This window comes from Streptomyces sp. NPDC055955, from assembly GCF_042270245.1.
GTDB lineage: Bacteria > Actinomycetota > Actinomycetes > Streptomycetales > Streptomycetaceae > Streptomyces.
Window position 1 is genome coordinate 74162 of sequence record NZ_JBHJYS010000024.1, and the last position, 23297, is coordinate 97458.

20 protein-coding genes are annotated in these 23297 nt (G+C 71.2%); 8 read left to right on the forward strand and 12 right to left on the reverse strand.

Going from position 1 to position 23297, the window contains the following annotated elements:
- Window positions 1–130: 130 nt before the first annotated feature.
- The 3 genes from pfkB to ACFC96_RS36390 all read right to left on the reverse strand — a co-directional run bounded on the left by pfkB (window position 131) and on the right by ACFC96_RS36390 (window position 3023).
- Entirely contained in the window at window positions 131–1078 is a 948-nt protein-coding gene (gene pfkB / locus ACFC96_RS36380) for a 1-phosphofructokinase (RefSeq protein WP_376616366.1), read from the reverse strand.
- An 83-nt stretch (window positions 1079–1161) separates the two neighbouring features.
- Window positions 1162–1923, reverse strand: a complete 762-nt coding sequence (locus ACFC96_RS36385) for a DeoR/GlpR family DNA-binding transcription regulator (protein ID WP_376616368.1) — start codon at window positions 1921–1923, stop codon at window positions 1162–1164.
- A 605-nt stretch (window positions 1924–2528) separates the two neighbouring features.
- Entirely contained in the window at window positions 2529–3023 is a 495-nt protein-coding gene (locus tag ACFC96_RS36390) for a PaaI family thioesterase (protein WP_376225625.1), read from the reverse strand.
- 93 nt (window positions 3024–3116) lie between these two features.
- Between ACFC96_RS36390 and ACFC96_RS36395 the strand changes: the two genes are divergently transcribed.
- Both ACFC96_RS36395 and ACFC96_RS36400 read left to right on the forward strand, forming a co-directional pair.
- Window positions 3117–3584: a winged helix-turn-helix transcriptional regulator gene (locus tag ACFC96_RS36395; protein ID WP_376616370.1), complete on the forward strand. Its 468-nt coding sequence runs from the start codon at window positions 3117–3119 to the stop codon at window positions 3582–3584.
- 288 nt (window positions 3585–3872) lie between these two features.
- Entirely contained in the window at window positions 3873–5066 is a 1194-nt protein-coding gene (locus ACFC96_RS36400; RefSeq protein WP_376616372.1) for a CapA family protein, read from the forward strand.
- 276 nt (window positions 5067–5342) lie between these two features.
- Here ACFC96_RS36400 and ACFC96_RS36405 read toward each other — a convergent pair whose 3' ends face one another.
- Complete coding sequence (locus ACFC96_RS36405) at window positions 5343–7763, reverse strand: SpoIIE family protein phosphatase (RefSeq protein WP_376261668.1); 2421 nt, start codon at window positions 7761–7763, stop codon at window positions 5343–5345.
- A gap of 403 nt (window positions 7764–8166) precedes the next feature.
- On the opposite strand from ACFC96_RS36405, the gene ACFC96_RS36410 reads away from it, so the two are divergent.
- Entirely contained in the window at window positions 8167–9258 is a 1092-nt protein-coding gene (locus ACFC96_RS36410; protein WP_376616374.1) for a PP2C family protein-serine/threonine phosphatase, read from the forward strand.
- A gap of 32 nt (window positions 9259–9290) precedes the next feature.
- Here ACFC96_RS36410 and ACFC96_RS36415 read toward each other — a convergent pair whose 3' ends face one another.
- The gene (locus ACFC96_RS36415; RefSeq protein ID WP_376616376.1) at window positions 9291–9446 is read right to left on the reverse strand and encodes a hypothetical protein; all 156 of its coding nucleotides are present in this window, start codon (window positions 9444–9446) and stop codon (window positions 9291–9293) included.
- 204 nt (window positions 9447–9650) lie between these two features.
- On the opposite strand from ACFC96_RS36415, the gene ACFC96_RS36420 reads away from it, so the two are divergent.
- Window positions 9651–9821 carry a hypothetical protein gene (locus tag ACFC96_RS36420; RefSeq protein WP_376261664.1) on the forward strand — a complete coding sequence of 57 codons (171 nt, stop codon included), beginning with the start codon at window positions 9651–9653 and terminating at the stop codon, window positions 9819–9821.
- A 383-nt stretch (window positions 9822–10204) separates the two neighbouring features.
- On the opposite strand, the gene ACFC96_RS36425 is transcribed toward ACFC96_RS36420, so the two are convergent.
- On the reverse strand, window positions 10205–11431 hold the full coding sequence (locus ACFC96_RS36425; protein WP_376261662.1) for a cytochrome P450: 1227 nt from the start codon (window positions 11429–11431) through the stop codon (window positions 10205–10207).
- 104 nt (window positions 11432–11535) lie between these two features.
- Between ACFC96_RS36425 and ACFC96_RS36430 the strand changes: the two genes are divergently transcribed.
- Window positions 11536–12768, forward strand: coding sequence for an FAD-dependent oxidoreductase (locus ACFC96_RS36430; RefSeq protein ID WP_376616378.1), 1233 nt, complete (start codon window positions 11536–11538; stop codon window positions 12766–12768).
- A 99-nt stretch (window positions 12769–12867) separates the two neighbouring features.
- Here ACFC96_RS36430 and ACFC96_RS36435 read toward each other — a convergent pair whose 3' ends face one another.
- Window positions 12868–13143: a hypothetical protein gene (locus ACFC96_RS36435; protein WP_376616380.1), complete on the reverse strand. Its 276-nt coding sequence runs from the start codon at window positions 13141–13143 to the stop codon at window positions 12868–12870.
- Window positions 13144–13382: 239 nt separating this feature from the next.
- On the opposite strand from ACFC96_RS36435, the gene ACFC96_RS36440 reads away from it, so the two are divergent.
- Both ACFC96_RS36440 and ACFC96_RS36445 read left to right on the forward strand, forming a co-directional pair.
- Window positions 13383–14012 carry a DUF4291 domain-containing protein gene (locus ACFC96_RS36440; protein ID WP_376227110.1) on the forward strand — a complete coding sequence of 210 codons (630 nt, stop codon included), beginning with the start codon at window positions 13383–13385 and terminating at the stop codon, window positions 14010–14012.
- Window positions 14013–14200: 188 nt separating this feature from the next.
- A complete protein-coding gene (locus ACFC96_RS36445) occupies window positions 14201–14632 on the forward strand; it encodes a VOC family protein (RefSeq protein ID WP_376227109.1) in 432 nt (143 codons plus the stop codon).
- 1133 nt (window positions 14633–15765) lie between these two features.
- Here the strand turns inward: ACFC96_RS36445 and ACFC96_RS36450 are convergent.
- The 5 genes from ACFC96_RS36450 to ACFC96_RS36470 form a co-directional block, all read right to left on the reverse strand.
- A complete protein-coding gene (locus ACFC96_RS36450) occupies window positions 15766–15927 on the reverse strand; it encodes a hypothetical protein (RefSeq protein WP_376616382.1) in 162 nt (53 codons plus the stop codon).
- Window positions 15928–16014: 87 nt separating this feature from the next.
- Entirely contained in the window at window positions 16015–17358 is a 1344-nt protein-coding gene (locus tag ACFC96_RS36455) for an MFS transporter (RefSeq protein WP_376616384.1), read from the reverse strand.
- An 875-nt stretch (window positions 17359–18233) separates the two neighbouring features.
- Window positions 18234–19733 (reverse strand): aldehyde dehydrogenase family protein, encoded by a 1500-nt coding sequence (locus ACFC96_RS36460; protein ID WP_376616386.1) that lies wholly within the window; start codon window positions 19731–19733, stop codon window positions 18234–18236.
- Between the two features lie 34 nt (window positions 19734–19767).
- Window positions 19768–20667: a dihydrodipicolinate synthase family protein gene (locus ACFC96_RS36465; RefSeq protein WP_376616388.1), complete on the reverse strand. Its 900-nt coding sequence runs from the start codon at window positions 20665–20667 to the stop codon at window positions 19768–19770.
- A 32-nt stretch (window positions 20668–20699) separates the two neighbouring features.
- Window positions 20700–22079 (reverse strand): flavin monoamine oxidase family protein, encoded by a 1380-nt coding sequence (locus ACFC96_RS36470; protein WP_376616390.1) that lies wholly within the window; start codon window positions 22077–22079, stop codon window positions 20700–20702.
- A gap of 392 nt (window positions 22080–22471) precedes the next feature.
- Here ACFC96_RS36470 and ACFC96_RS36475 point away from each other — a divergent pair, with 392 nt between their 5' ends.
- A complete protein-coding gene (locus tag ACFC96_RS36475; protein WP_376261646.1) occupies window positions 22472–23158 on the forward strand; it encodes a GntR family transcriptional regulator in 687 nt (228 codons plus the stop codon).
- Window positions 23159–23297 lie beyond the last annotated feature (139 nt).

Here is a 23297-nt window from a genome sequence, read left to right on the forward strand (position 1 = left end):
CGTATCGCCTTGGCGGCGTGGGTGGGGACGGGGGTTTCGCCGCGGGGACGGCGGCTCCGGGACGGAGCGTGGGGAGTGATCAGGCCGGAGGCGACCGGATGGGGCGTGTTGAGGGGCGGGGCGCAGGCTGTCATGGCGCGGGCTCCCTCAGGACGCGGTCCAGCGGGACGTCTGCCGTGACCGTCACCGCGTCCGGGTCCAGGTCGGCCGGGGTCGGCATCGCGCTGCCCGGGAGCTGGACCGCGGCGGCGCCATGGGCGACGGCCGAGGCCAGCGCGCGCGGGCCGGTGCCGCCCGCGATGAGGAAGCCGGCCAGGGACGAGTCGCCCGCGCCGACGTTGCTGCGGACAGTGTCGACCGGGGCGGTGGCGAACCAGGCGCCCGAGCCGTCCACGAGCAGCTGCCCGTCCGCGCCGAGGGAGGCGAGGACGGCGCGCGCGCCGAGGTCGCGCAGCTCCTCGGCCGCCTTGACCGCGTCGCCGACGGTGGCGAGCGGGCGGCCGACCGCCCCGGCGAGCTCCTCCGCATTCGGTTTGACGACGTCGGGCCGTTCGCGCAGGGCCGCGAGGAGGGCAGGGCCCGAGGTGTCGAGGGCGATCCGGGCGCCGGCCGCGTGGGCGCGGGCGACCAGTTCGGCGTACCAGGACGGGGCGAGGCCGCGCGGGAGGCTGCCGCAGCAGGCGATCCAGTCGGCGCCCGCGGAGCGTTCGCCGACGACGGCGAGCAGCGACTCGGCTTCTTCCGGGGTGAGTTCGGGGCCCGGCGCGTTGATCTTCGTCAGCGTTCCGTCCGGCTCGGCGAGCGCGATGTTGGACCGGGTCTGTCCGGCTACGGGAACGGGGTCGACGCTGATTCCCTGGGCGTCGAGAAGCTCGGCCACGAGGGCGCCGGGCGCGCCGCCCAGCGGAAGCACGGCGAGCGTGGGGGCACCGGCGGCGGCGACGGCCCGCGAGACGTTGACGCCCTTGCCGCCCGGGTCCATGCGCTCGCCGCTGGCGCGCAGGACCTCGCCCCGGTCGAGCGCCGGGACCTCGTAGGTGCGGTCCAGTGACGGGTTGGGGGTGACGGTGAGGATCATGCCGCGTGCGTCTTCCGTGGTGGCTTGTGAAGGGAGTGCCGGTGCCGATGCCGGTTCCGGGGCCGGGGGCGGTGTCGTGGGGTTCATGCGCGGACCACTTCCGTTCCGCCCTTCTCGATCGCGGCCGCGTCCTCGTCGCTGAGGCCGCTGTCGGTGATCAGCACGTCCACATCGCCCAGGTCACCGAAGCGGGCGAAGTGCTCCTGCCCGTACTTCGCGGAGTCGGCGAGCAGCACGACCCGGCGGGCGGCGCCGACGGCCGCGCGCTTCACGGCGGCCTCGGCGAGGTCGGGGGTGGTCAGGCCGTGTTCGGCGGAGAACCCGTTGGCCGCGAGGAAGAGGACGTCCGCGCGGATCTCCCCGTACGCCCTCAGGGCCCAGGCGTCGACGGCGGCGCGGGTGCGGTGGCGGACGCGGCCTCCGACGAGGTGCAGCTGGATGCCGGGGTGGTCGGCGAGGCGGGCCGCGACGGGCAGGCCGTGGGTGACCACGGTGAGCGTCGATTCCAGGGGCACCGCCGCGGCGAGGCGGGCGACCGTGGTGCCCGCGTCGAGGATCACGGTGCCGTCCTCGGGGAGCTCGGCGAGCGCGAGCCGCGCGATGCGGTCCTTCTCGTCGGCCGCAGTGCCCTCGCGCTCGGCGACGTCGGGCTCGAAGTCGAGCCGCCCGGCCGGTATGGCACCGCCGTGCACCCGCCGTACGAGACCGGCCCTGTCCAGGGCCTTCAGGTCGCGCCGGATGGTCTCCGCGGTGACCTGGAACTCCTCGGCGAGCGACAGCACGTCCACGCGCCCTCCGTCACGCGCGAGACGGAGGATCTCCTGCTGCCGCTCAGGTGCGTACATGTCCGTCTGCCTCCGACGTTCTCGCCCGGTCGTGCCCGAGTCTGTGGTTTCCATCTGACACTACGACTGGATTTCCAGAAAGTAAACAGATTCGGGCACACCGCAGACACAATCGGACTTTGACCGAGGGCGCCACAGGCTGTTCCCCGCGGGCCGGTGGGCGACTCCCCCACATGACGTACAGCGGCTCTCCACATGACGTACAGCGGCTGTCCGCGTGCGTACGACGAAGGGCCCGGCCTCCTCTCGGGGAACCGGGCCCTTCGGGCTATCCGCTGCACAAATGGCACCCACGGCGTCTACCGCACCTGGGGCCCGTTCGGCGCCTGCGGCACCTGGGGCCCTGTCACGCACTTCACCGTCGGCCCGCGTTCCAGTAACCGTCCACGGCGAGCTCGGCGCCGGTGACGTGACGAGGAGCCGCCCGAGAGCGGAACCACGACCACCTTGGCGCGCTCGCCCACCTCGGCTGCCCGATCACCGTGTCCACGGCCTGGGAGAATCCGCATTCCGCGGAGCCGACCCCGCCCCGCAGCGTTCCGGCCCCACTTGGGCACGCCCCACACCGCCACTTCCCCTCAGTCGGAGCGCTTAGCCGACACCGCTCACGCGGCCGGCAGCGGGAACAGCATGCAGGTGCTGGTGGCGTGAGCGAGTACACGGTCCGTCGCGTCGACCAACTGAGCCTGCGCGAGGGCGGTTTGACGGCCGCTGCTCACGACCGTGCCGATGGCGCGGACCCTGCCGGTGTCCACGGTGATCCGCCGCAGGAACTTCACGGTCAGATCGAGCGAGGTGTACGCGACGCCCGGCGGCAGCGTCGACTGGACGGCGCAGCCCGCCGCCGAGTCGAGCAGGGTCGCGTAGACCCCGCCGTGCATGCTGCCGATGGGGTTGTAGTGCTCCTCCCCGGGGACGAGCGAGAACACCGCGCGCCCCTTCTCCACCTCGTCGAGGCGGAAGTCCAGGGTCGCGCTCACGGGCGCCGCGGGCAGCCGTCCCGCCTGTATCTCCCGCAAAAAGTCCAGGCCGGAGGACTGCCCCACGGCGGCTGCCGTGAGCGCGGGGTCCTCCCACTCATACGTACGTGTCCGTCCCACAGCCCCGCTCCTCCCGGTCTGACTTTGCAACTTGAAGTTAGCCCTGGCCCACCTGGCTGTCAATCATGAAGTCAGGGTTCTACGATGAGGGGCATGGAGTGGCTTGAGACGAGCACGGAGAACTGTCCGGTCCAGCTCACGCTCGACGTGGTCGGGGAGAAGTGGACGCTGCTGATCCTGCGCGACGCCTGCAACGGCGTCCGCCGCTTCGACGACTTCCGCCGCCACATCGGCCTGTCGGAAGCCCTCCTCAGCGACCGCCTGCGGAAGCTGACCGCGGCCGGCATCCTGAGGACCGTGCCGTACCAGGAACCCGGCAGCCGCTCCCGCAGCGAGTACCGGGTGACCCGGAAGGGCTGGGACCTGTGGCCGGTGCTGGTGGCATTGAAGCAGTGGGGCGAGGCACACACGGGTGAGGGGCGGGGGCCGGTCATCGACCTGCGGCACGCGGAGTGCGGAGCCCCTGTGCACGTGGCGGTCGAGTGCGAGCAGGGGCACACCACCCTGTCCCCCACCGACGTCACCGCACGCCCCGGCCCGGCAGCCCGCCCCCGCGCCTGACACACGAGCGGACTCCGCCGCCCGACGACGTACCACTCGTCGCCGCCGACACGTCCGGGGTGCGCACGCACACGGTGCGCAGCGCGCTATCGCCGTACCGATGACAGCGGCGGGTGGGCGTTCGCGGTCCCGGCGTCCGCCTCCTGATCCCGTGGGTGGAGATCGAGTCGGGCCAGATCGGCCCGGAGCGGCGCACCTGCGGGCCCCTCGATGGGCAGCACCTCGGAGGGCCCTCAGGGTCCGAACGGCGCAAAGCGGCCGGAAGGGGGCCGGGCCTACGGTGGAGATGTGGAAGCAAACGGCGGCCGGGGGACGGACCGCGAGGTCACCGTCTGCCTCGCCGGCGACGTGATGCTCGGCCGGGGCATCGACCAAGTGCTGCGGTACCCCGGCGACCCGCGGCTGACGGAGCCGTGGGTGACGGACGCACGTATGTACGTCGAGATGGCCGAAACCGCGCACGGACCGGTACCACAGCCCGTCGACAACGACTGGCCGTGGGGCGACCTGCTCGAGGAGCTTCGGGCCGAGGCGCAGCGGGCCGCCGGGCCGAGTGCCTGGGTGCTGAACCTGGAGACCAGCGTGACCCGGTCGGACGACTTCGCCCCCGACAAGAGCGTCCACTACCGCATGAGTCCGGCGAACCTGCAGTGCCTGGCCGCCGCCCGGCCCGACGTGTGCGTACTTGCCAACAACCACGTCCTCGACTTCGGCCGGGACGGACTGGCCGAGACCCTCGAAAGCCTCGGCGCCGCCGGGCTGCGCACCGCCGGTGCGGGCCGTGACGAAGCCGAGGCGTGGCGCCCCGCGGAGGTCGCGCTGCGCCCTCCCGCGTCCGCACCAAGGACCACGCCCGACCACGGGCCGCGCCTCCTGGTGTTCTCGGTCGGCCTGCCCTCCAGCGGAATCCCGCTCGACTGGGCAGCCACCCCGGACCGCAGCGGCATCGCCCTCGCCCCCGCGCCCTCACCGTCCGCCGCGGCCGACCTGGTCGCCCGCATACGGACCGCCCGTCGGCCCGGTGACCTGGTGGTCGTCTCGATCCACTGGGGTTCCAACTGGGGCTACCGGGTCCCGCCCGACCACATCCGCTTCGCCCACGACCTCGTCGACGGCGGCGCCGACCTCGTCCACGGCCACTCCTCTCACCATCCCCGCCCCTTGGAGGTCTACCGCGGCCGGCTGATCCTCTACGGGTGCGGAGACCTGGTCGACGACTACGAAGGGATCACCGGCCACGAGCAGTACCGCGACGACCTCCGCCTCCTCTACACCGCCCGCCTCGACAAGGCCACGGGGACGCTGCGAGAACTGCGCCTGACCCCCTTCCAGGCCCGCCGCCTCACGCTGCACCGAGCCGGCCTCCGCGACGCCCACTGGCTGCACGACGCCCTCACCCGGCACGACGCCCCCTTCTCGACGACACTCACCGTCGGCAGCGACGCGACGCTCACCCTCGCCCAGGGGAGGCACGAGGCGTGAACGCAGAGGGGCTTCCCGCACGAGCGATGGCCCCCTCGGGTGCCGCCGGCCGACGCGTCGCAGATACTGCGGGGCGCCACTTCCCTCCCCCGCACGTCCCCCGCACGCGGCCCGGCGGGGAAGCTCGCGCGTAGACGACCGCCGTCCCCGCCCGGCCCGTGCCGTGGTGGCCGGGCCGACGAGTGTGAGCGCACACAGCCGGGGCCGCGACGCCGACGAAGGCAGAGCAACCCGTGAGGCGGCCACAACCTTCACGCTTCAGGCCCTCGGAGCATGTCAACTGATCAGTGCGTCCCGCAGCTGATCGGGCGTGGCGGTGAGCGACTGCTCGGCCCAGATGACCTTGCCCAGGGCCGTGTACCTGGTCCCCCACCGCTTGGCCAGTTGAGCGACCAGGAACAGCCCGCGGCCGCCCTCGTCCGTCGTGGCGGCGTACTGCAGATGCGGTGAGGTGCTGCTGTGATCGGAGATCTCGCAGACCAGGCCCCCGTCGCGCAACAGGCGGACGTGGACCGGCGGCCTGCCGTAGCGAATCGCGTTGGTGATCAGTTCACTGAGGATCAGCTCGGTGGTGAAGGCGAGGCTCTCCAGCCCCCAGTCCGCGAGCTGCCCGACGCACTCGGAGCGGATGCGCGAGACGGCGGACGGATCGCTCGGAACCTCCCACTCGGCGACCTGGTCGGACGCGAACAGGCGCGTACGTCCGATGAGAAGGGCGACGTCGTCCCTCGGCTGCGGTGGAACCAGCGCACGGAAGACCGCGTCGCACATGGCTTCCGGAGAGTCGCCGCTCGCGTCGCGCAGAGCGGCGCGCAGAGCGGCGAGCCCCTCCTCCACGTCGCGCTCGCGGTGGTAGATGAGCCCGTTGGTGTAGAGGACGAGCCCCGTTCCAGCCTCCAGTTGCAGCTCCACCGCCTCGAACGGCAGACCGCTCACACCGAGCGGCGGCCCCGCGGGCAGCTCGGCGAAGTCCACGCCGCCGTCAGGGCGCACGAGAGCGGGCGCGGGGTGGCCCGCCCGCGCCATGGTGCAGCGCCCGGAGACCGGATCGTAGATCGCGTAGAGGCAGGTGGCTCCGGTGACCTCCGTGGCCTGCTCGCCGCCGGCGCCTGGCCGGTCGAGGCTGGTGACGAGGTCGTCGAGGCGAGCGATCAGCTCGTCGGGTGCCAGGTCGAGGGTGGAGAAGTTGTGGATCGCGGTCCGCAGGCGGCCCATGGTGGCCGCCGCGTGCAGCCCGTGGCCGACGACGTCACCGACGACGAGCGCGACCCGGAACCCCGGGAGCGGGATGACGTCGAACCAGTCGCCGCCCACCCCCTGCCATATCGGGCCGTAGCGGGAGGCCGCGTCCAGGGCGCTCTGTTCGGGCAGTCCGCTCGGCAGCAGGCTGCGCTGGAGCGCCTCGGCCATCGTGTGTTCGCGGGTGTAGCGGCGGGCGTTGTCCACGGAGATCCCGGCGCGGGCGACCAGCTCCTCGGCGAAGGAGAGGTCGTCGTCCCCGAACGGCTCCGAGGATCCGGCGCGCCAGAAGTTGACGATACCGAGGTTCAGGCCGCGCGCCCGCAGGGGTGCGGAGAGCAGCGAGTGCATGCCGTAGGCGAGGAGGCTGTCGGAATTCGTCGGGTCGCGCTCCCGCCAGGCGCGGGCCCGGCGCAGATCGGCGGCGACGGCGGGATGGCCGGTCACCAGGCCCATGCCTTCGGGGGTGGTCGGCAGGAAACTGACCACCGATCCCATCGGGTAGAGCGGCGCATCGTCCCGGACGCCGCTCACGGCCGTGCGGCGGAGCGCCAGGCCCCCGGCCGCGCCCGTGCCCGGGGAGGGTTCGTCGCCGTTCAGTACGGGGTCGGCCAGCTCGACGGTGACGAAATCCGCGAAGCGGGGGACGGCCATGTCCGCCAGCTCCTGCACGGTTCGCTTCACGTCCAGCGTGGTGCCGACCCGCCCCCCGGCGTCGTACAGGAGCTGCAGGCGGGCCCGCGCCCGGTCGGCCTCCTCGTACATGCGCGTCATCTCGGCCGGGTCCAGGCCGTGCGTCTGACGGTGCAGCCGCCGCCGGACCAGCACCGCTCCGCCCATGCCCAGACAGAGCGCGGCCGCCGCGCCACCGAACACGACCGGCAGCTGGCCGATCACCCCGTGGTTCACCCGTGCGACGGTGATGCCCACCGAAACGTAACCGGCGACCTGGCCGCCCGGGCCGCGGACGGGCGCGGTGGTGTCCACGATGTGCGCCAGAGGGTTGGTGAAGCTGCTGGTGTACGGCCCGTTCCGGGCTCGCAGGTACGGGCCGTAGATGTGTTTGCCGATGAGGCGCGGGATGGGCGAGGTGTACCGGATGCCATGCGGGTCGGTGAACACGACATAGTCGAAGCCCGCGCTCTTGCGGGCCCGTTCGGCGATGGGCTGCAGCGTCGCCGTCGGATGACTCCCGGCCAGGGCCTTCGCCGTACCTGGAGACTCCGCCAGGGCAACGGCCGCGATACGGGTGCGGTGCTCGGCGTCGGTCGTGTTGTAGTACCGGGCCTGCAGGACGAGCGCCACCAGCGCCGAGGCGATCAGGAGCACCACCGCGGCGACCTGCCACAGGAACACCTGCCCCGCGATGCTGCGCACCCGCAGCCGCGAACGCACAAACCCGAGCGGACGGCGCCACGCCGGTCCGTCCGTCCATGCGGGCCGTTCCTGTACGTCCATGGCTGGTCGTCTTCCACGCTGCCACACGGCCGGGCCACACGCATGCCACACATGGCACGGCACCACGCACGCGGCCGAAGCGGCCCGTCACGGCCGACGTCGGCCTTCGCGCGTCGTCGCTGCCGCGGCGGTTCACTGCGCGAGCGCAGCTGCCGGGATCATGAACGCCGACGCGATCCGGCCGAACGCCGCGCGCGACGCTCCCGGCTTCTCCCTGAAGGCGCTGATTGAGCTGATCTCGTCAGCCCGCCTGCACGGGTGGACGGCGCGATGACCGGCGAAGGGTGCAGGTCGAGCGGCGACGGCAAACTCTGAGTGGCGCGGGCCATGGTGGGCGCTCATCGACTGTGCCGCGAGAAGAACAAGAGCGCTATGCCCTTATTGTCCGGATAGTCTGGGAACTGTGATCGAGTCCGGACGGCCGCGGCTCCGTCGGCGCTACGGCCGGGGGAGGCTTGTGCGGCTGTCGCCGGTCATTCTGACCGTCGTCATCGCCAGTCTGGCGTACACCACTCCGCCGGAATTGGCCTTCAGCCGCCTCCTGCCGGCGGCACCGGCCCTGGCCGCCGCCATGTGGCCGGTCCTCCCCACCATCCTGCTCGGGACGGTCTGCCTCTTCCTGATGATCGGCCTCAGCCTCGTCTTCCCCGATCTGGGAACGTGGTGGACGGCCGCGGGGATCATCGCGGTCACCGTGGCCGCAGCGTACGGAAGCCATGTCCGGCTCCAGCGGGAGCGCACCCTCTTCCATGTACGGCTCGTCGCCGACGTGGCCCAGCAGGTCGTCCTGAGCCGCATGCCCCGCCGCTTCGGGAACATCGAGATCGAGTCGCTGTACCTCGCGGCCGCGGCGGAGGCCCGCATCGGCGGGGACTTCTACGAGGTGGTCGACACGCCATACGGGGTCAGGCTGCTCATCGGAGACGTGCGGGGCAAAGGCCTGCCGGCAGTGGGGACGGCCGCGGCGATCGTCAACGCTTTCCGGGAGGCGGCCTTCACAGAGACCGGCTTGGTCAACGTCGCCCGCAGGCTGGACGCCAGCTGCACCCGTTACAACGACGCCTTTCCCGCCGACGGGTCGGCGGAGCGCTTCGCCACCGCCCTTGTGGCCGAGATCCCGCACGAGGGCAGACGCATCGACATCCTCAACTGCGGACACCCGCCGCCGCTGCTCCTGAACGGCAGAAGTCTTCGCGTCCTCGAATCCGCCGTGCCCTCGCCGCTGCTCAACCTCGCGGAGCTGATCGGCGATCACTACACGATCGACAGCTTCGCCTTCGCCCCCGGCGACCTGCTGCTCCTCTATACGGACGGGATCGCCGAGGCCCGCGCCCGCGACGGCGAGTTCTTCCCGCTGGCGGCTTGGATGCGTCGGCAGCCCCCGACACCGCCCCGCGAACTCCTCACGGCCCTTCACCGCGACCTCCTCCGCTACAGCAGAGGGCGCCTCGACGACGACATCGCCGCCCTCGCCGTACGCCTGAGCAAACCCTGAGGCACGCAGGACGACATGCCTGGGCCGATGGGTCAGGAGCGCGGCGGCAAGCTGTCGAGCCCGTCGGCCGCGCGCACGTGCCCGGAGGGCCAGTGACGGTGACGGTCGGTGCCGGTGCCGGTGCCGGTGCCGGTGCCGGTGCCGGTGACGGTGCCGGTGCCGGTGACGGTGCCGGTGACGAGGGACAACGCCCGGCGGTGAGCCCTTCCTGGGAACCTCCGAGCGTGGTGGGCTGCCGAGCTACGGCCGCATTTCCGTACCCCCCAGGGATCGACTGGGCCGCGCATCCGGCAGCTTCATCGCCTTGGGACGCGAGATGCGGTGCACGCTGGTCTCGCCCTGCCGGGGTCGACGGAGGAGCATGGGAGATGAGCGACCGAGGGAGGCCCGCCATGAAGTCCGAAGCCTCGGATTACGACACCTGGCTGTACTCTCACACACCCTCCCAAGCCGAGGGCGAGCGCGACGAGCCGGCTGAGCGTACAGCCCAGCACCCGGACGTCCCCAGGACCGAGCCGTCCCAGGCGGAGGGCGAGCGCGTGGACGACATCAAGACCCCATGACCGCGGCGAGCCGGGCTGCGCCTTGCCACGCCGGTGTCACTGCTGCTCGGAACGGACGACCGTCCCGGAAACGTCGCCTGTCGAGGCGACTCGCTGCGGCACGCTCGCGCTGTCGCTGTTCGGCGGCCTCCTGGGTGCATCGTGCCGCAGGGTTGTCCACCCGGCTGATGGGTGACTTGCCGCCGCCGGCGGTGTGGCAGTGAGGGCAGTCCGCGGCCGGCCGGGTGGCGTTCCGCCCAGCACCGGCATACCCGCGGGCGTACTGCGCCTCGCGAGATGCCCTTCTCGGCGGCCGCATACGCGACTGCGCGGTCGCACGGCACACGGGCGACAAGCAGCCATGCGCCGTGCCGAATGAGACTCGAAGACTTCGTGTGGTGCCGTCAGCCGGAGGCGTCGGAGGTGAACGTGACGGGCAGCTGTTCGGGGCCGCGCAGAGCGCCCGGGCGCCACCGCAGTTCGCCGGGCGGCACAGCCAGGCTGAGGTGAGGCAGGCGGCGCAGGACGGTTTCCACGGCGATCTGGCCTTCGAGCCGGGCCAGGGGCGCCCCCAGGCAGTAGTGGATGCCGTGCCCGAAGGCGAGGTGCGCGTTGTCCTGCCGGGTGATGTCCAGGCGGTCGGGGTCCGGGAACTGCGCCGGGTCGCGGTCGGCGATGGCGGAGGCGACCAGCACGGTCGCGCCGCGCGGGATCGGCACTCCCGCGATGACGACGTCCTCGCGCGCGAACCGGGCGATGCCGGGGTTGACCGGTCCGTCGTAGCGCAGGAACTCCTCGATGGCGCCGGGCAGCAGTTCCGGGTCGTCCCGCAGCATCTGCAGCTGGTCGGGGTGGGCGAGCAGTGCGGCGATACCGCTGCCGATCAGGTTGACCGTGGTGATGTATCCGGCCACCAGCAGCAGGAAAGCCATGGCGATCAGCTCGTCCTCGTCCAGCCGGTGTTCCTCGTCCCGGGTGGCGATCAGCGCGCTGAGCAGGTCGTCACCGGGCCGGGCCCGCTTGTCCTGGAGGAGTCCGGTCAGGAACGAGCGCATCTGCCGCCACGCTCGGTCCACCCGGGCCGGGTCCGGCGGCTCGGCTCCTTGAAGGATCATGTCGTCGGTCCACCGGTGGAAGTCGTCCCGGTCGGTGACGGGCACTCCGAGCAGTTCGCTGATCACTGTGACGGGAAGCGGCAGCGCGAAGTCCTCGATGAGTTCGGCCTTGCCTGCGGGCACGATCGCGTCGAGCAACCCGTCGGTGATCTCCTGGACGCGTGGCCGCAGCTCGGCCACTCTGCGGGCGGTGAACGCCTTGGAGACCAGTCGGCGCAGGCGGGTGTGGTCGGGCGGGTCGGAGCGGAGCATGGTGCGCAGCATCGACTCGCGCTCCGTGGCGGGCAGCCGCTCGAGGAGCCGGGGGTCCGAGGCATCGCGGACGTCGCTGCTCAACCGCGAGTCGGAGAGGGCTGCGAGCCCGTCTTCATAGCGTGTGACCAACCACGCCTCGAGGCCACCGGCGAGGACGGCGCGCCGTACCGGTCCGTCCTCGCGCAGCTGCCGGTAGAGCGGGAAGGGATCCGCCATGAAGGCCGGATCGGCATACGGGAGAAGGACCGGCTGCTGGCTCATCAGGCCTCCAGGGTCGTCACGAACCCACACGGCAAAGGTGTCATTTTTGAGGGTATATGCACCATTGACGCGGATTGTGGATGTCACCGAAGGGACGGGCTGCGATGGAGCGGACGACGTGCTGCGTGGTGGGCGGCGGCCCCGCGGGAATGGTCCTCGGCCTGCTGCTGGCCCGCGCCGGCGTGGAGGTCACGGTCCTGGAGAAACACGGGGACTTTCTGCGCGACTTCCGCGGCGACACCGTGCATCCCTCGACTCTGGCGCTGCTGGACGATCTCGGTCTGGCCGAGCGCTTCGCCCGTCTGCAGCAACGCCGGGTGACCACGGTCCAGCTGCCGCTCGGCACGGACGGTTCGCTGGTCACCGTGTCGGACATCAGCGCGCTTCCGGGCCCGTACAACTACGTGGCGATGGTGCCGCAATGGGACCTGCTGAACCTCCTCGCCGACGAGGCCCGAAAGGAGCCGTCCTTCTCCGTGCGGATGAGCACCGAGGCGACGTCGTTCGTGCTGGAACACGGACGGATCGCCGGGGTGCGGTACCGCACGTCCGACGGCCGTACCGGCGAACTGCGGGCCACCCTCACGGTGGCCTGCGACGGTCGGGGCTCGCTGGCCCGCTCGCGGCCCGAACTTCGGCTGCGGCGGTTCACCTGCCCCATGGACGCCTGGTGGTTCCGGCTGCCACGGCGGGAAGGCGACCCGCACGGGCTCGTGGGAGGCGCCGGGGGCCGACTCCTCACCGCGATGATCGACCGTGGGGACTACTGGCAGTGCGCCGCGCTGATCCCCAAGGGAACCGACGCCGAGCGCCGAGCCGCCGGCCTTGAGCGGTTCATGGCCGACTTCTCGGCCGCCGTGCCCTGGGTCGCGGACCGGGCGCACGCGCTGCGGTCATGGGACGAGGTGAAGATGCTCGACGTGCGGCTCGACCGTCTGCGGCGCTGGCACCGCCCGGGACTGCTGTGCATCGGCGACGCGGCGCACGCGATGTCACCTGTCTTCGGCATCGGCATCAACCTCGCCGTCGAGGACGCGGTGGCCGCCGCGCGCCATCTCGTCGAACCGCTGAGCAGGGATGTGGTCGGCCTGCGGGACGTACGTGGCGTCCAGCGGCGCCGGTGGCCGACCACTGCGGTGACACAGGCACTGCAGCGGTTCGCTCACGCGAGGGTCATCGCGCCCGTACTCGCGGGACGCCCGCCTTTCGGCAACGCCAGGCGGGCGCAGCGGATGAGCGACCTGCTCGCCACCTCGACGTGGCTCAAGCGCGTGCCGGCGTACTTCATCGGCTACGGCGCCGTGCGCGAGCGTCCGCCCGCCGCGTCGGTGCGGTGAGCTGCGGCTCAGCACCAAGCCGTCTCTCGGTGAGCTGCGGCTCAGCACCAAGCCGTCTCTCGGTGAGCTGCGGCTCAGCACCAGGCCGTCTCTGTCGGATCATGCCTGGTCAGCGTCCTCCTCCGCCTGCACCCAGGCCAGCTGCGCGTCGCTCAGCGGCGGGTCGAACCCTTCCGGGAACAGCAGCATGGCCGGCTGCGGCCACATGCTCTCCGCCCCGTGCTCCTGGCAGTGCAGGACGATGAGATGCGGTCCCTCCCCGCAGGACTCGTGCCAGTAGTGGCGGTCATGCGTCTGACAGAAGTACCCGTACGCCGAGCAGCCGTCCTCATCGGTCGGCTCGTAGAAGCTGGGATCACGGACGATCTGGGTCACCGGCTCCTGCCGATTGAACCGGGGGATGGGCCGGGGATCACGCCACAGCAGTCGGGAAGGGAGCACGCGCCCATCCTGCACCGACGGCGACTCGTTCGGACGACCGGGCCGTCGGTCCGCCTACGCCCCCTTCCCCACCGCGCGCCGCATCTCCCCCCGCCCCCCGCGAACACCCACGACAGTCGCCGCCGCCCCGATCCGCGACCGGAGGCTCGGCGACCCGGCGCCCAGGTAATTCGATGGCGCGCATCGAGCAGTGTCCGCACGCTGTCACCGTGGCAGAACTCAAGCACCAGATCCGCGCCCGCTACACCGACTCCACAGTCGTCGTCTACCAGGCATACAGGCCAGAACTCGGCCTGCCCGCAGCCCGAGAGGGCCGCTTCCCGACAGCCTGGCAGCGAGACCGGATGACGTGGATCAAGCCGTCCTTCCTCTGGATGATGTACCGCTGCGGATGGGCAGCCAAGGAAGGGCAGGAAACCGTACTCGCGGTCGAGATCACCCGCGAAGGCTTCGAATGGGCATTGGAGCAGGCGTGCCTGTCCCACTACGAGCACGGACTGCACTCCGACCGAGCAGCCTGGAAGCGGGAGTTGAGGCGGGCGCCGGCTCGTGTCCAATGGGACCCCGAGCGCGATGTGCATCTGCGGCCCCTTCCCCACCGCGCGCTGCAGCTCGGCCTCACCGGCGAAGCCGCCCGCCGCTACGCGGACGAATGGACAGTTTCGATCACGGACATGACTGGTCTCGCGCACGAGATCCATGGGCATGTCCGGGACGGCGACGTGGAGACCGCTCAGCAACTTCTCCCCCACGAACCGCCCTACCCCGTGCCCGACGGACTCTTGGATCACCTACACCGATGAGTCCTGCCACCGGCTGAGATGTGCGGGTGCACCACGTCCGTACTCTCGCACTCCCCAAGGTCCGCAACTGAGCTGGAAATGTGGGCAGTTGGCGAGGACTTGATCCTGAGGCAGCGCCCGGCGCGACGGGTGGCGGGCTGCTCCATCCGGGCAAGTGAGCTGCCCGGTCACCCTGCTATGGTGCGCCGATGTCAGCGACGATCAAGAAGTTCCAAGTCACCTTCGACTGCGCGGAACCTGAGCGCCTCGCCCGCTTCTGGTGCGAGGTGTTGGGGTACGTCGTGCCTCCGCCGCCGGAGGGGTTCGCCACGTGGGACGATTTCAAGCGTGCGCAGCCGCCTGAGCAGCGGGATTCCTGGTTCGCGTGCACAGATCCCTCAGGGGTGGGCCCGCGACTGTACTTCCAGCGCGTCCCCGAGGGGAAGACCGTCAAGAACCGGGTGCACCTTGATGTGCGGGTCGGCACCGGCCTCGTGGGTGAGGAGCGTCTGGCCGCGCTTGAGGCCGAATGCGCGCGACTGGTCCCTCTCGGCGCCGTACACGTACAGACGCTGTATGACGGCAATGATGCGTGCATCCCGATGCTGGACATCGAGGGCAACGAGTTCTGTATCGACTGACCTTCTCCGGAGGTGGGCAGCCACCTCGTCCGGGCCTCCCGGTCCCGTATGGGCGGGAGACACCCCGTGAGGGCGAGGTGTGCGGCCTGGCGATGCCGAGCGTGACGGTGTGAACGCCGTCGCCTGTCGGACGGCGAAGTGAACGGAACGGTGCACCAGCACCCGCCTCTGGGCGTGCACCACCTTGCGCGGCGCCGCGCAGGCACCGGACTGGGCCATACCTCGATGGCCCGGCCAGGAGCACATGGCTGCGGCAGCCTGCGGGTTCGCCACCTCCCCCGCACCCGGACCCGACCGAGCCGGCGCCTGATCGACACTGTGTGTACGTACACACCTCAACAGGCTTGGGCTACACCGGCATCGATCTCGGCGCCGAACACGCCTCGCCCGTGTCGACGGTCCGGTTCTTCCCCGGAGCGAACGACACGGAGCTCGACCGGCTGAAGGGCTGCCGCTTCGAGGGGCGCCGACGGCCCCACCAGCGGCTGCCACACCCTCGCCACGGTCAAGGACAGGCCGGAGTTCGGCTGGAACCAGATCGCCTTCGACGACCCGTCGCGCTACCGGTGGCTGCGCTACGTGAGTCCCGACGACGGCTACACGAGCGTCGCCGAGATCGAATTCCTGGCGCCGCGCGACAGTGACCGGCAGGGCAGCGTCACCGTCAACGGCCCTGACCGACTGAGCCAGTTGGGCGACAACGACGTGGTGACCACGTTCCGCAACACCACCACCCACCGGCTCCACGACGTCCGCCTCTCCCTCGCCTCCAGTCGACCCAGGACCTGTCCACTCGCCAGGTGCACGCCGCCGACGCCACCACGTTCGGTCCGCGCGAATCCGTGTCCACACGCTGGCAGGTGGACGTTCCACTGACCGCGACCGACGGCGCCTACCAGCTGCTCGGCAGGGCCACGTAGGAGAAGGAGATGGATGGGGCCGCCGGACGGGACGAGAGCTGGAGTGGGAGCTCGACGACACTGGGCAAAGCCCTGACCGCGCACCTCGACCCCGCGCTCGTGGCCCTCGACCCGGACGACTTTGCGCACACCCGACTGCAGAGTCACCAAGCACGCGGCCCGCGAGGTCGAGGTCGACTGGGACGAGGTACGCGCCCCCACGGCCGACCCCGCCTACACGCTTGCTCCCGCCTCGGGCACGGTCCGGATCCCGGCGGGCAGGACCCGGTCCACCACACTCACCGTGTCGGCGTCCGACCAGGCCGGACCGACTCCGGCTTGGATGCCGGGCGCCGTCTCGACGTCTGCGGAGGCGAGGGGGACCGGTGTGAACATTGGCGGTTCCTCGTCCCGTGTGAGTGCCGTCGGGCCATTCCGCCCGACGGCGTCCAGTTCATCGGGCGGGCGCACGGCGGGCGTTGATCACTTTCCGGCCGGCCTCTCCCCCACTTCCTGCCGTGCCGGTTTCCCCGTCCCCGGAGCAATGTCCGTACTCCGCGGTATGAGCAGCAGCGCCACCAGGGAAAGCACGCAGCAGGCCACGATGTAGACACTGATGCCGACGCTCGATCCGGTGTCCTCGAGGATCGCCGCGGCGATCAGTGGCGCCGGGCCGCCGGCGATGACCGAGGCGAGCTGGTAGCCGATGCCCGCGCCGCTGTAACGGACGTGGGTGCCGAAGCCCTCCGCGATGAGCGCGGCCTGGGGTCCGTACTGCATGTCGTGGAAGACCAGCGACAGCACGATCGCCAGCAGGACCAGGCCCGCGGAGCCGGTGTTGAGCAACGCGAAGTACGGGAACGCGAAGACGGCGACGCAGGCGATCCCGATCCCGTACATGAGGCGGCGGCCGATACGGTCGGAGAGGTGGCCGAAGACGGGAATGGAGACGAGTCCGACGGCGGCCGCGACGAGCGTGTCGTCGAGGAGGTCACTGCGCGCCAGGTCGAGGTGCTGCGTCCCGTAGGTGAGCACGAAAGTGATGAAGAGGTAGAACGGGGCCTGCTCGGAGAGGCGGACGAACGCCGAGGTGAGGACCTCGCGCCACTGGTGGCGCAGCACGTCCCAGACCGGCAGGCGGACCACGGCCTGCGCGCGCTTGACCGCTTCGAAATCGGGGCTCTCGACGACCCGCAGTCGCACATACAGCCCGACGGCGACGAGAACGGCGCTCGCCAGAAACGGGATCCGCCAGCCCCAGCTCTCGAAGCCGTCGCCGGTCGCCGAGGTCATCCAGCGCACCATGCCGGTCGAGGCGAGCAGTCCGAGCGGCACGCCCATCTGCGGCCAACTGGCCATCAGACCACGGCGTTTCTTCGTGCCCCACTCCATGGCGAGCAGCACCGAGCCGCCCCATTCGCCGCCGACGCCGATGCCCTGGACGACCCTCAGGACGACGAGCAGGATCGGCGCGGCGAGGCCGATCGACCCGTACGTGGGCAGGCAGCCGATGAGGACCGTGCTCAAGCCCATCAGGACGAGCGTGATGACGAGGGTGGACTTGCGGCCCACCCGGTCGCCGAAGTGCCCGAAGATCGCCGCGCCGACGGGGCGGGCGGCGAAGCCGACGAACTGTGTCGCGAAGGAGGCGAGGATGCCGGTGTACTCGGACTGGCCGGGGAAGAACAGGTGCGGGAAGACGAGAGCCGCGGCCGTCCCGTAGAGGAAGAAGTCGTACCACTCGATGGCGGTGCCCACCGTGCTGGCGACGACGGCACGGTTGCGGTGGCTGCGTGTCGCGGCCGGTTGTCCGGTACTCGTGCCCATGGGGGATCCCCTGTCTTCGGCGGACGGGCCTGCATGGGGGGAGGCTGCCGTGAGGGTGCTCCTTGGATCGGGACATGTCAAGGATGCTGGCGGGGCTCCTGGCACGGGCGGTACGTCAGGGGCGCGACAGCCGCGGCGGCGCGACGCGGACATCCCGCTTGCCCCTACCCCGCACGTCAGGAGTTGCGTCCCTGCGCCTTCGCACCCGCGCAGGCATGCGACGCCTCCGGAGGTTCGCCCATGTCCTCGCCGTCCGCCCCGTCGACCGGCCTCGAGATCCAGCCGGCCTCCACGCCCGAAGGCCTGCCGGGCCCGCGGCGAAGCCGCTCCCCCGGCGCCGCCAAGGGCGTCGGACACGGCGCATCGCCGCGCTGGACACGGAGATCGCCCGCCTCACCGCCCTGCGCGACCGGCTGAGCCGGCACCTCACACCCGGACCACCTGCGTGACCCCACGCCGGCGACAGCGCCGCAGCGAGCACCGTGTACGGGGTGGACCCGGGCCCACAGACGACAACACCGGACGGCCATCAACGTCAGCTCGCGACCACCGGGCACAGCCTGGACGCGGGCCCGCAGACAACAGCACCGGACGGCCGTCAGCGTCTGCTCGTGCCCGCTCCGGCAGAAGCGGCCGCCCGCCGACGGGGGGCGTGCCGCGGGGCGCCTTCCCGAGCGAGCCGATCCCGCGCTTCGGCGATCACGCGGGACGGTGCGGGACGGGTCACCGCTGGAAGGACACCTGCCACGGTCCCCCATCGTGGTGGTCGGAGAGGTGGGCCCGGTCGGCGGTGCGGCGCCGGCCGCGCGCAGCGCCCGGACGCGGAGCTCGGCGACCTCGTGCTCCGGCATGCGGATGCTGCTGGTCATCGCAGGTCAGCGCCCGTGGTGGTGCATGACGTGCTTGGTCCGCGAGTAGTCCTCCAGGGCGTAGACGGACAGGTCGCGGCCGTAGCCGGAGCCCTTGAAGCCGCCCCACGGGACCTCGTTGGCGAGCACCAGATGCGAGTTGACCCAGACGGTACCGGCGTCGAGGCGGGCGGCGACGGCGTGGCTGCGGCGCGCGCTCTCGGTCCACACGGACGCGGCGAGACCGGCGTCGACGTCGTTGGCGCGGCGGATCGCCTCGTCCTCGTCGGTGAACGTCTCGATGCTGACGACCGGACCGAAGACCTCCTCGCGGGTGATCTCGGCCCCCTCGGCCACGCCGACCAGAACGGTCGGCGCGACGAAGTAGCCGGGCTTGCCCTCTTCGAGGGCGGCGCCGCCGACGACGGGACGCGCGCCCTGGGCGACGGCCCGGCCGAGGTAGCCGCGTACCCGGTCGTAGTGCGGCTTGGACACCAGCGGGCCGATCTCCACGTCGTCGCCTGCGCGCGGGTCGCCGACGGTGATCTGCTCGATCTCGCGGACGACGTGCGTGGTGAACTCCTCGGCCACGGAGGCATGGACGAGGACGCGGCAGGCGGCGCCGCATTCCTGTCCGCTGTTCCAGAAGCCGGCCGTGCGGAGGCCGGTCGCGGCCGCCGCCAGGTCGGCGTCCTCGAAGACCACGAACGGGGCCTTGCCGCCCAGCTCCAGGTGGGCGCGCTTGACGGTGTCGGCGGCGGCGCGGGCGACGGCCTGCCCGCTGCCGGTCGAACCGGTCAGCGCGATCATGGCGATGTCGGGGTGGCGCGCGAGCCGGTCACCGACCACGGAGCCGCGGCCCGTGACGACGTTGAAGACACCGGGCGGGAGGAGGTCCGCGACCAGCTCGGCGAACTTCAGTGTGGACAGCGGGGTCTGCTCGGAGGGCTTGAGGACCAGGCAGTTCCCGGCGGCCAGGATCGGCGCGATCTTCCAGGCGCCCATCAGGAGCGGGTAGTTCCACGGGGTGACCGCGCCGATGACGCCGAGCGGCTCGCGCAGCATCAGTGAGGTGTGGTCGGCGACGTATTCGCCGGAGGCCAGGCTGCTCCCGGTGGCGCGCAGGGCGCCCGCCATGAAGCGGAAGCCGTCCGCGGTCATGGAGATGTCGTCGCGGGAGACCGCGAACGGCTTGCCCGTGTCGGCCGACTCCAGGCGAACGAGGAGGTCGGCGTGGGTGTCGACCCGGTCGGCGATGGCCAGGAGGAGGTCGGCGCGCTCCTTGGGGGTGATGCGGGCCCAGGCCGGGTGGGCGGCGCGGGCGGCGGCCACGGCACGGTCGGTGTCCTCGACTGCGCCGAGCGGGACGCGGGCGAGCAGTTCTTCGGTGGCAGGGTCGAGTACGTCGCTCAGCTCGGGGCCGGGTTCGGTGAACTTGCCGTCGATGAAGTGGCCGAGCGGGGGCAGCTCTTCCGCGCTGATCAGCGGTGCGGTGCCGGCCGCGGCGCGGCGGACGGTGAACGTCATGACAGGAAATTCCTCACGTCTCAGTCGTGGACGGTCAGTTGTGGACGGCCAGGTGGGGCAGGTCGGCGAGCGCGGCGCGGATGCGTGCGCGGTGCGCCGGCTCGACGTCGAGCAGCGGCTCGCGCGGTGCTCCGACGGGCAGGCCGATCTCCTGGAGGGCGGCGCGGACGCCCTGGATGAAGGGGCCGCCGGTCATCAGCGTGTCCATGAGCGGGAAGATGCGCTTCCAGCGGGCCCGGGACAGTTCCAGGTCGCCCGCGGTGAGCGCCTGGTGCACGGCGACGAGGTCGGCGGGCATCACGTTGCCGGTGCCGGCCATGACGCCGGCTGCGCCTTCGGCGACCGCGGCGAGCAGCAGGCTGTCCCAGCCGAGGAAGGTGTCGATGACGTCGCCGTGACGGTGGATGAGCTGACCGGCCTGCGCCATGTCGGCGCTGGTGTCCTTGATGTAGCGGATGTTCTCCTGCTCGCGGGCGAGCGCGCCGACGGTGTCCGGGTCGAGGTTCACGCCGGTCGCGTCCGGGATGTTGTAGAGCATGACCGGGATGGAGACGGAGTCGGCGACCGTACGCAGGTAGCGCAGCGTCTCGTCCATCGAAAGGGCTTCGTAGTACGGCGCGACGACCATCACGACGTCCGCGCCCGCCTTCTCGGCGTGCCGCGTCAGCTCGACGGCCTCGCGGGTGGCGACGGCGCCGGTCTGGGCGATGACCGGGACGCGCCCCGCGGCCTGGTCGACGACGGTCTCCACGAGCAGGCGGCGTTCGTCACCGGTCATGGCGGCGAACTCGCCGGTCGAGCCGCCCGCGACGACGCCGGACACACCGCCGTCGACCGAGCGGTCGACGAGCACGCGCAGGAGCTTCTCGTCGATGTCACCGGCCTCGTCGTACGGGGTGGCCAGCGCGGTCAGGATGCCGTTCTGCAGGGGCATGGTGGTTCTCCTTGCGAGGGGTGGTGTGGGGTTCAGGAAGCGGTGATCAGACCCGCGCGGGCGGTCTGCCGGTGGGTGGCGAGCAGGCCGCGTACGTCCGTCGCGGCGTTGAGGCCGGACTGGATGGCGGTCTCGGTGTAGAGCGAGCCCATGTAGTCGCCCGCGAGCAGGACGCGGCCGGTCCGGCGGGTGAGGGTGGGCTGGAGCCTGCCCCGGCCGGGGAAGCAGTACGGGGCGCCCAGCGGGAGACGCCAGATGTGCGACTCGGTGACGTCCGAGGCGACGCCCGGCAGCACCTGGTCGAGGTCTTCGAGGTAGGTGGTTCGGATGCCCTCGTCGTCCATCTCCATCAGATTGCGAGCGAGTGTGCCCGGCGAGAACGTCATCAGGCTGGAGCCGGGGTGCCGCTCGCGGCTGTAACCGTGCTGGATGTTGGACATGTTGAGCACGACGTTGAAGGACCTCTTGGGTGTCGCGATGCCGTAGGCGTTGTCCCACGGACGCCGCTCGGTCTCCCCCGTCAGGAACGCGGCGCTGACGTACGGCCCGTACTGGATCTTCGAGAGCGCGTCGCGGAGGTCCGCGTCCAGGTCGGGGGCGATGCGGTGGGTGACCGGGGCCGGGGTGGCGAGCACGGCGGTGCGCGCCTCGACCTCGAAGTCGAGGCCGTCCTGCTGGTAGCGGACGACGACCGAGTCCTTCTTGTGGACCACTTCGTTCACTGTCGCGCCGATCCGGACGCGGTCGCCGAGGGCCGCGGCGATGGTCTCGGTGAGGGTGGACGGGCCGCCGACGATGGAGTTCGACAGGCCTGCGCCGATGTTCCACACGAGGCTGAAGTAGCCGACTCCGGCACCGGCCGAGATCTGGTCGATGTCGCCGGCGGAGCGGGTGACGGTCGGCTCGAAGAGAGCTTGGGCGTCGGCGGGGATGTCGCCGATGAACTCCTTGAAGCTGATGTCGTTCATGAAGTCGTAGACCCGCTGCTGGCGTTGGGCCTCGCTCTCACCCTTGCGCCGGCCGACGATCCGGGCGTACTTGCCGACCTTCGTGAAGACCTTGGCCCCGGTGGTGAGCATGCCGATGCGGGCGGACAGCGGCATCGGGATGCGGAAGGGGTACGTCTCCACCCGGCCCTTGAGCAGCAGCTTGCCGTTCATCTGGAGGCCGGAGAGCGAGCCGGGGACGGGGACGGCGTCGACGCCGGTGTTGTCGAGCAGCCACGAGGTGGCGGAGTTGCCGCCCGCGTAGACGTGGCCGCCCCAGTTCAGGAAGTAGCGGCCACGCTTCTCGGACCGGACGCGGCCGCCGACCCGGTGGTCCGACTCCAGGACCAGAGTGTCGAGGTGGCGCAGCCGCCAGGCGGCGGAGAGCCCGGCGATGCCACCGCCGACGATGACGACGTCTTTCATGGGAGGTGCCCCCTGATCTTCGGCAGGCCGGGACGGCCCACCTCGTGGGTACGGGAGTGCTGGTGGGGATGCGCGCGAACGGGCGGAGGCCGTTCGGCGAACTGACAGCCACACTAAGATGTGATCACAGATCACACAATGGGTTGCGGGTCACCGATTCGACGGACCGCGGGGCGGCATCAGCGAGGGCGCTCAGCGCTTACGGGCGGAGGGCCGGCGCCGCACGACCTTGGGCGGGGCGGGAGTTCCCTCAGACCCCAGGCCTTGGATACCCGGTACGCGGAGACGAGTTCGACGGGCATCCCGCCCGCACCGCCCATGGCACTAGAATGTGATCAAAGATCATGCGATGGGCCTCCGAGAACCCCTCGGGGGCTGTTTAGGATGCGCACGTGGATACGTCAAAACGCCTGGAACCGGCTCTCTCCATGGCCGACCGCGTGTACGCGGTACTGCACGAGTCGATCATGAGCGGGGAGTTCCCCGTCGGCTACCGCCTGCGCATCCGCGATCTCGCGGCCCTCGTCGGCACGAGCGAGATGCCCGTGCGCGAAGCGATCCGGCGCCTCGAGGAGGCAGGGTTCGCCGAGCGCGTTCCCCACAGGGGTTCCGTGGTGAAGGGCCTGGACCTCGCCGAGCTGGTGCACGCCTACGACGTACGGCTCCTGCTGGAGGTCGAAGCCACCCGGCTCGGCGCCGCACGCATCGGCAAGGCGGACATCACCAGGATGCGCGACGGCCTGGTGAGGATGCGTCAGGCCATAACGGAGGGCGAGGTGATGGACTACCTCGACCGCGACGAGGCCGTGCTCGAAGTCCTGTACGAGGCGTCCGGCAATCCCGTCCTGGTGGACACCGTGCGGTCCCTGTGGGCGCAGTGCCGCGCCTACAAGACCGTCGGCGCCCGCTCCGCCCTCGACAAGCCGGGCGATGATGCGCTGTGGAGCCACCAGGAACGCCTGGTCGAAGCGGTCGAGGCAGGCGACGCCGATGCGGCGGCCGCCGTCACGCGTGAGTCCCTGGCGAGCGCCACCGACCGCATCAAGGCCCAGCTGAGGGAACAGAAGACAGTGAAGTAGGGCAACGACAAGAGTGGTGGGGGGGGGGGGGCCCCCCCCCCCCCCCCCCCCCCCCCGGGGGGGGCCCCCACCCCAGGGGGGGTTGTACGACCGGGTCGTGATGCTGATGGCCGAGGACGGCCCCCAGAATAACACCGCG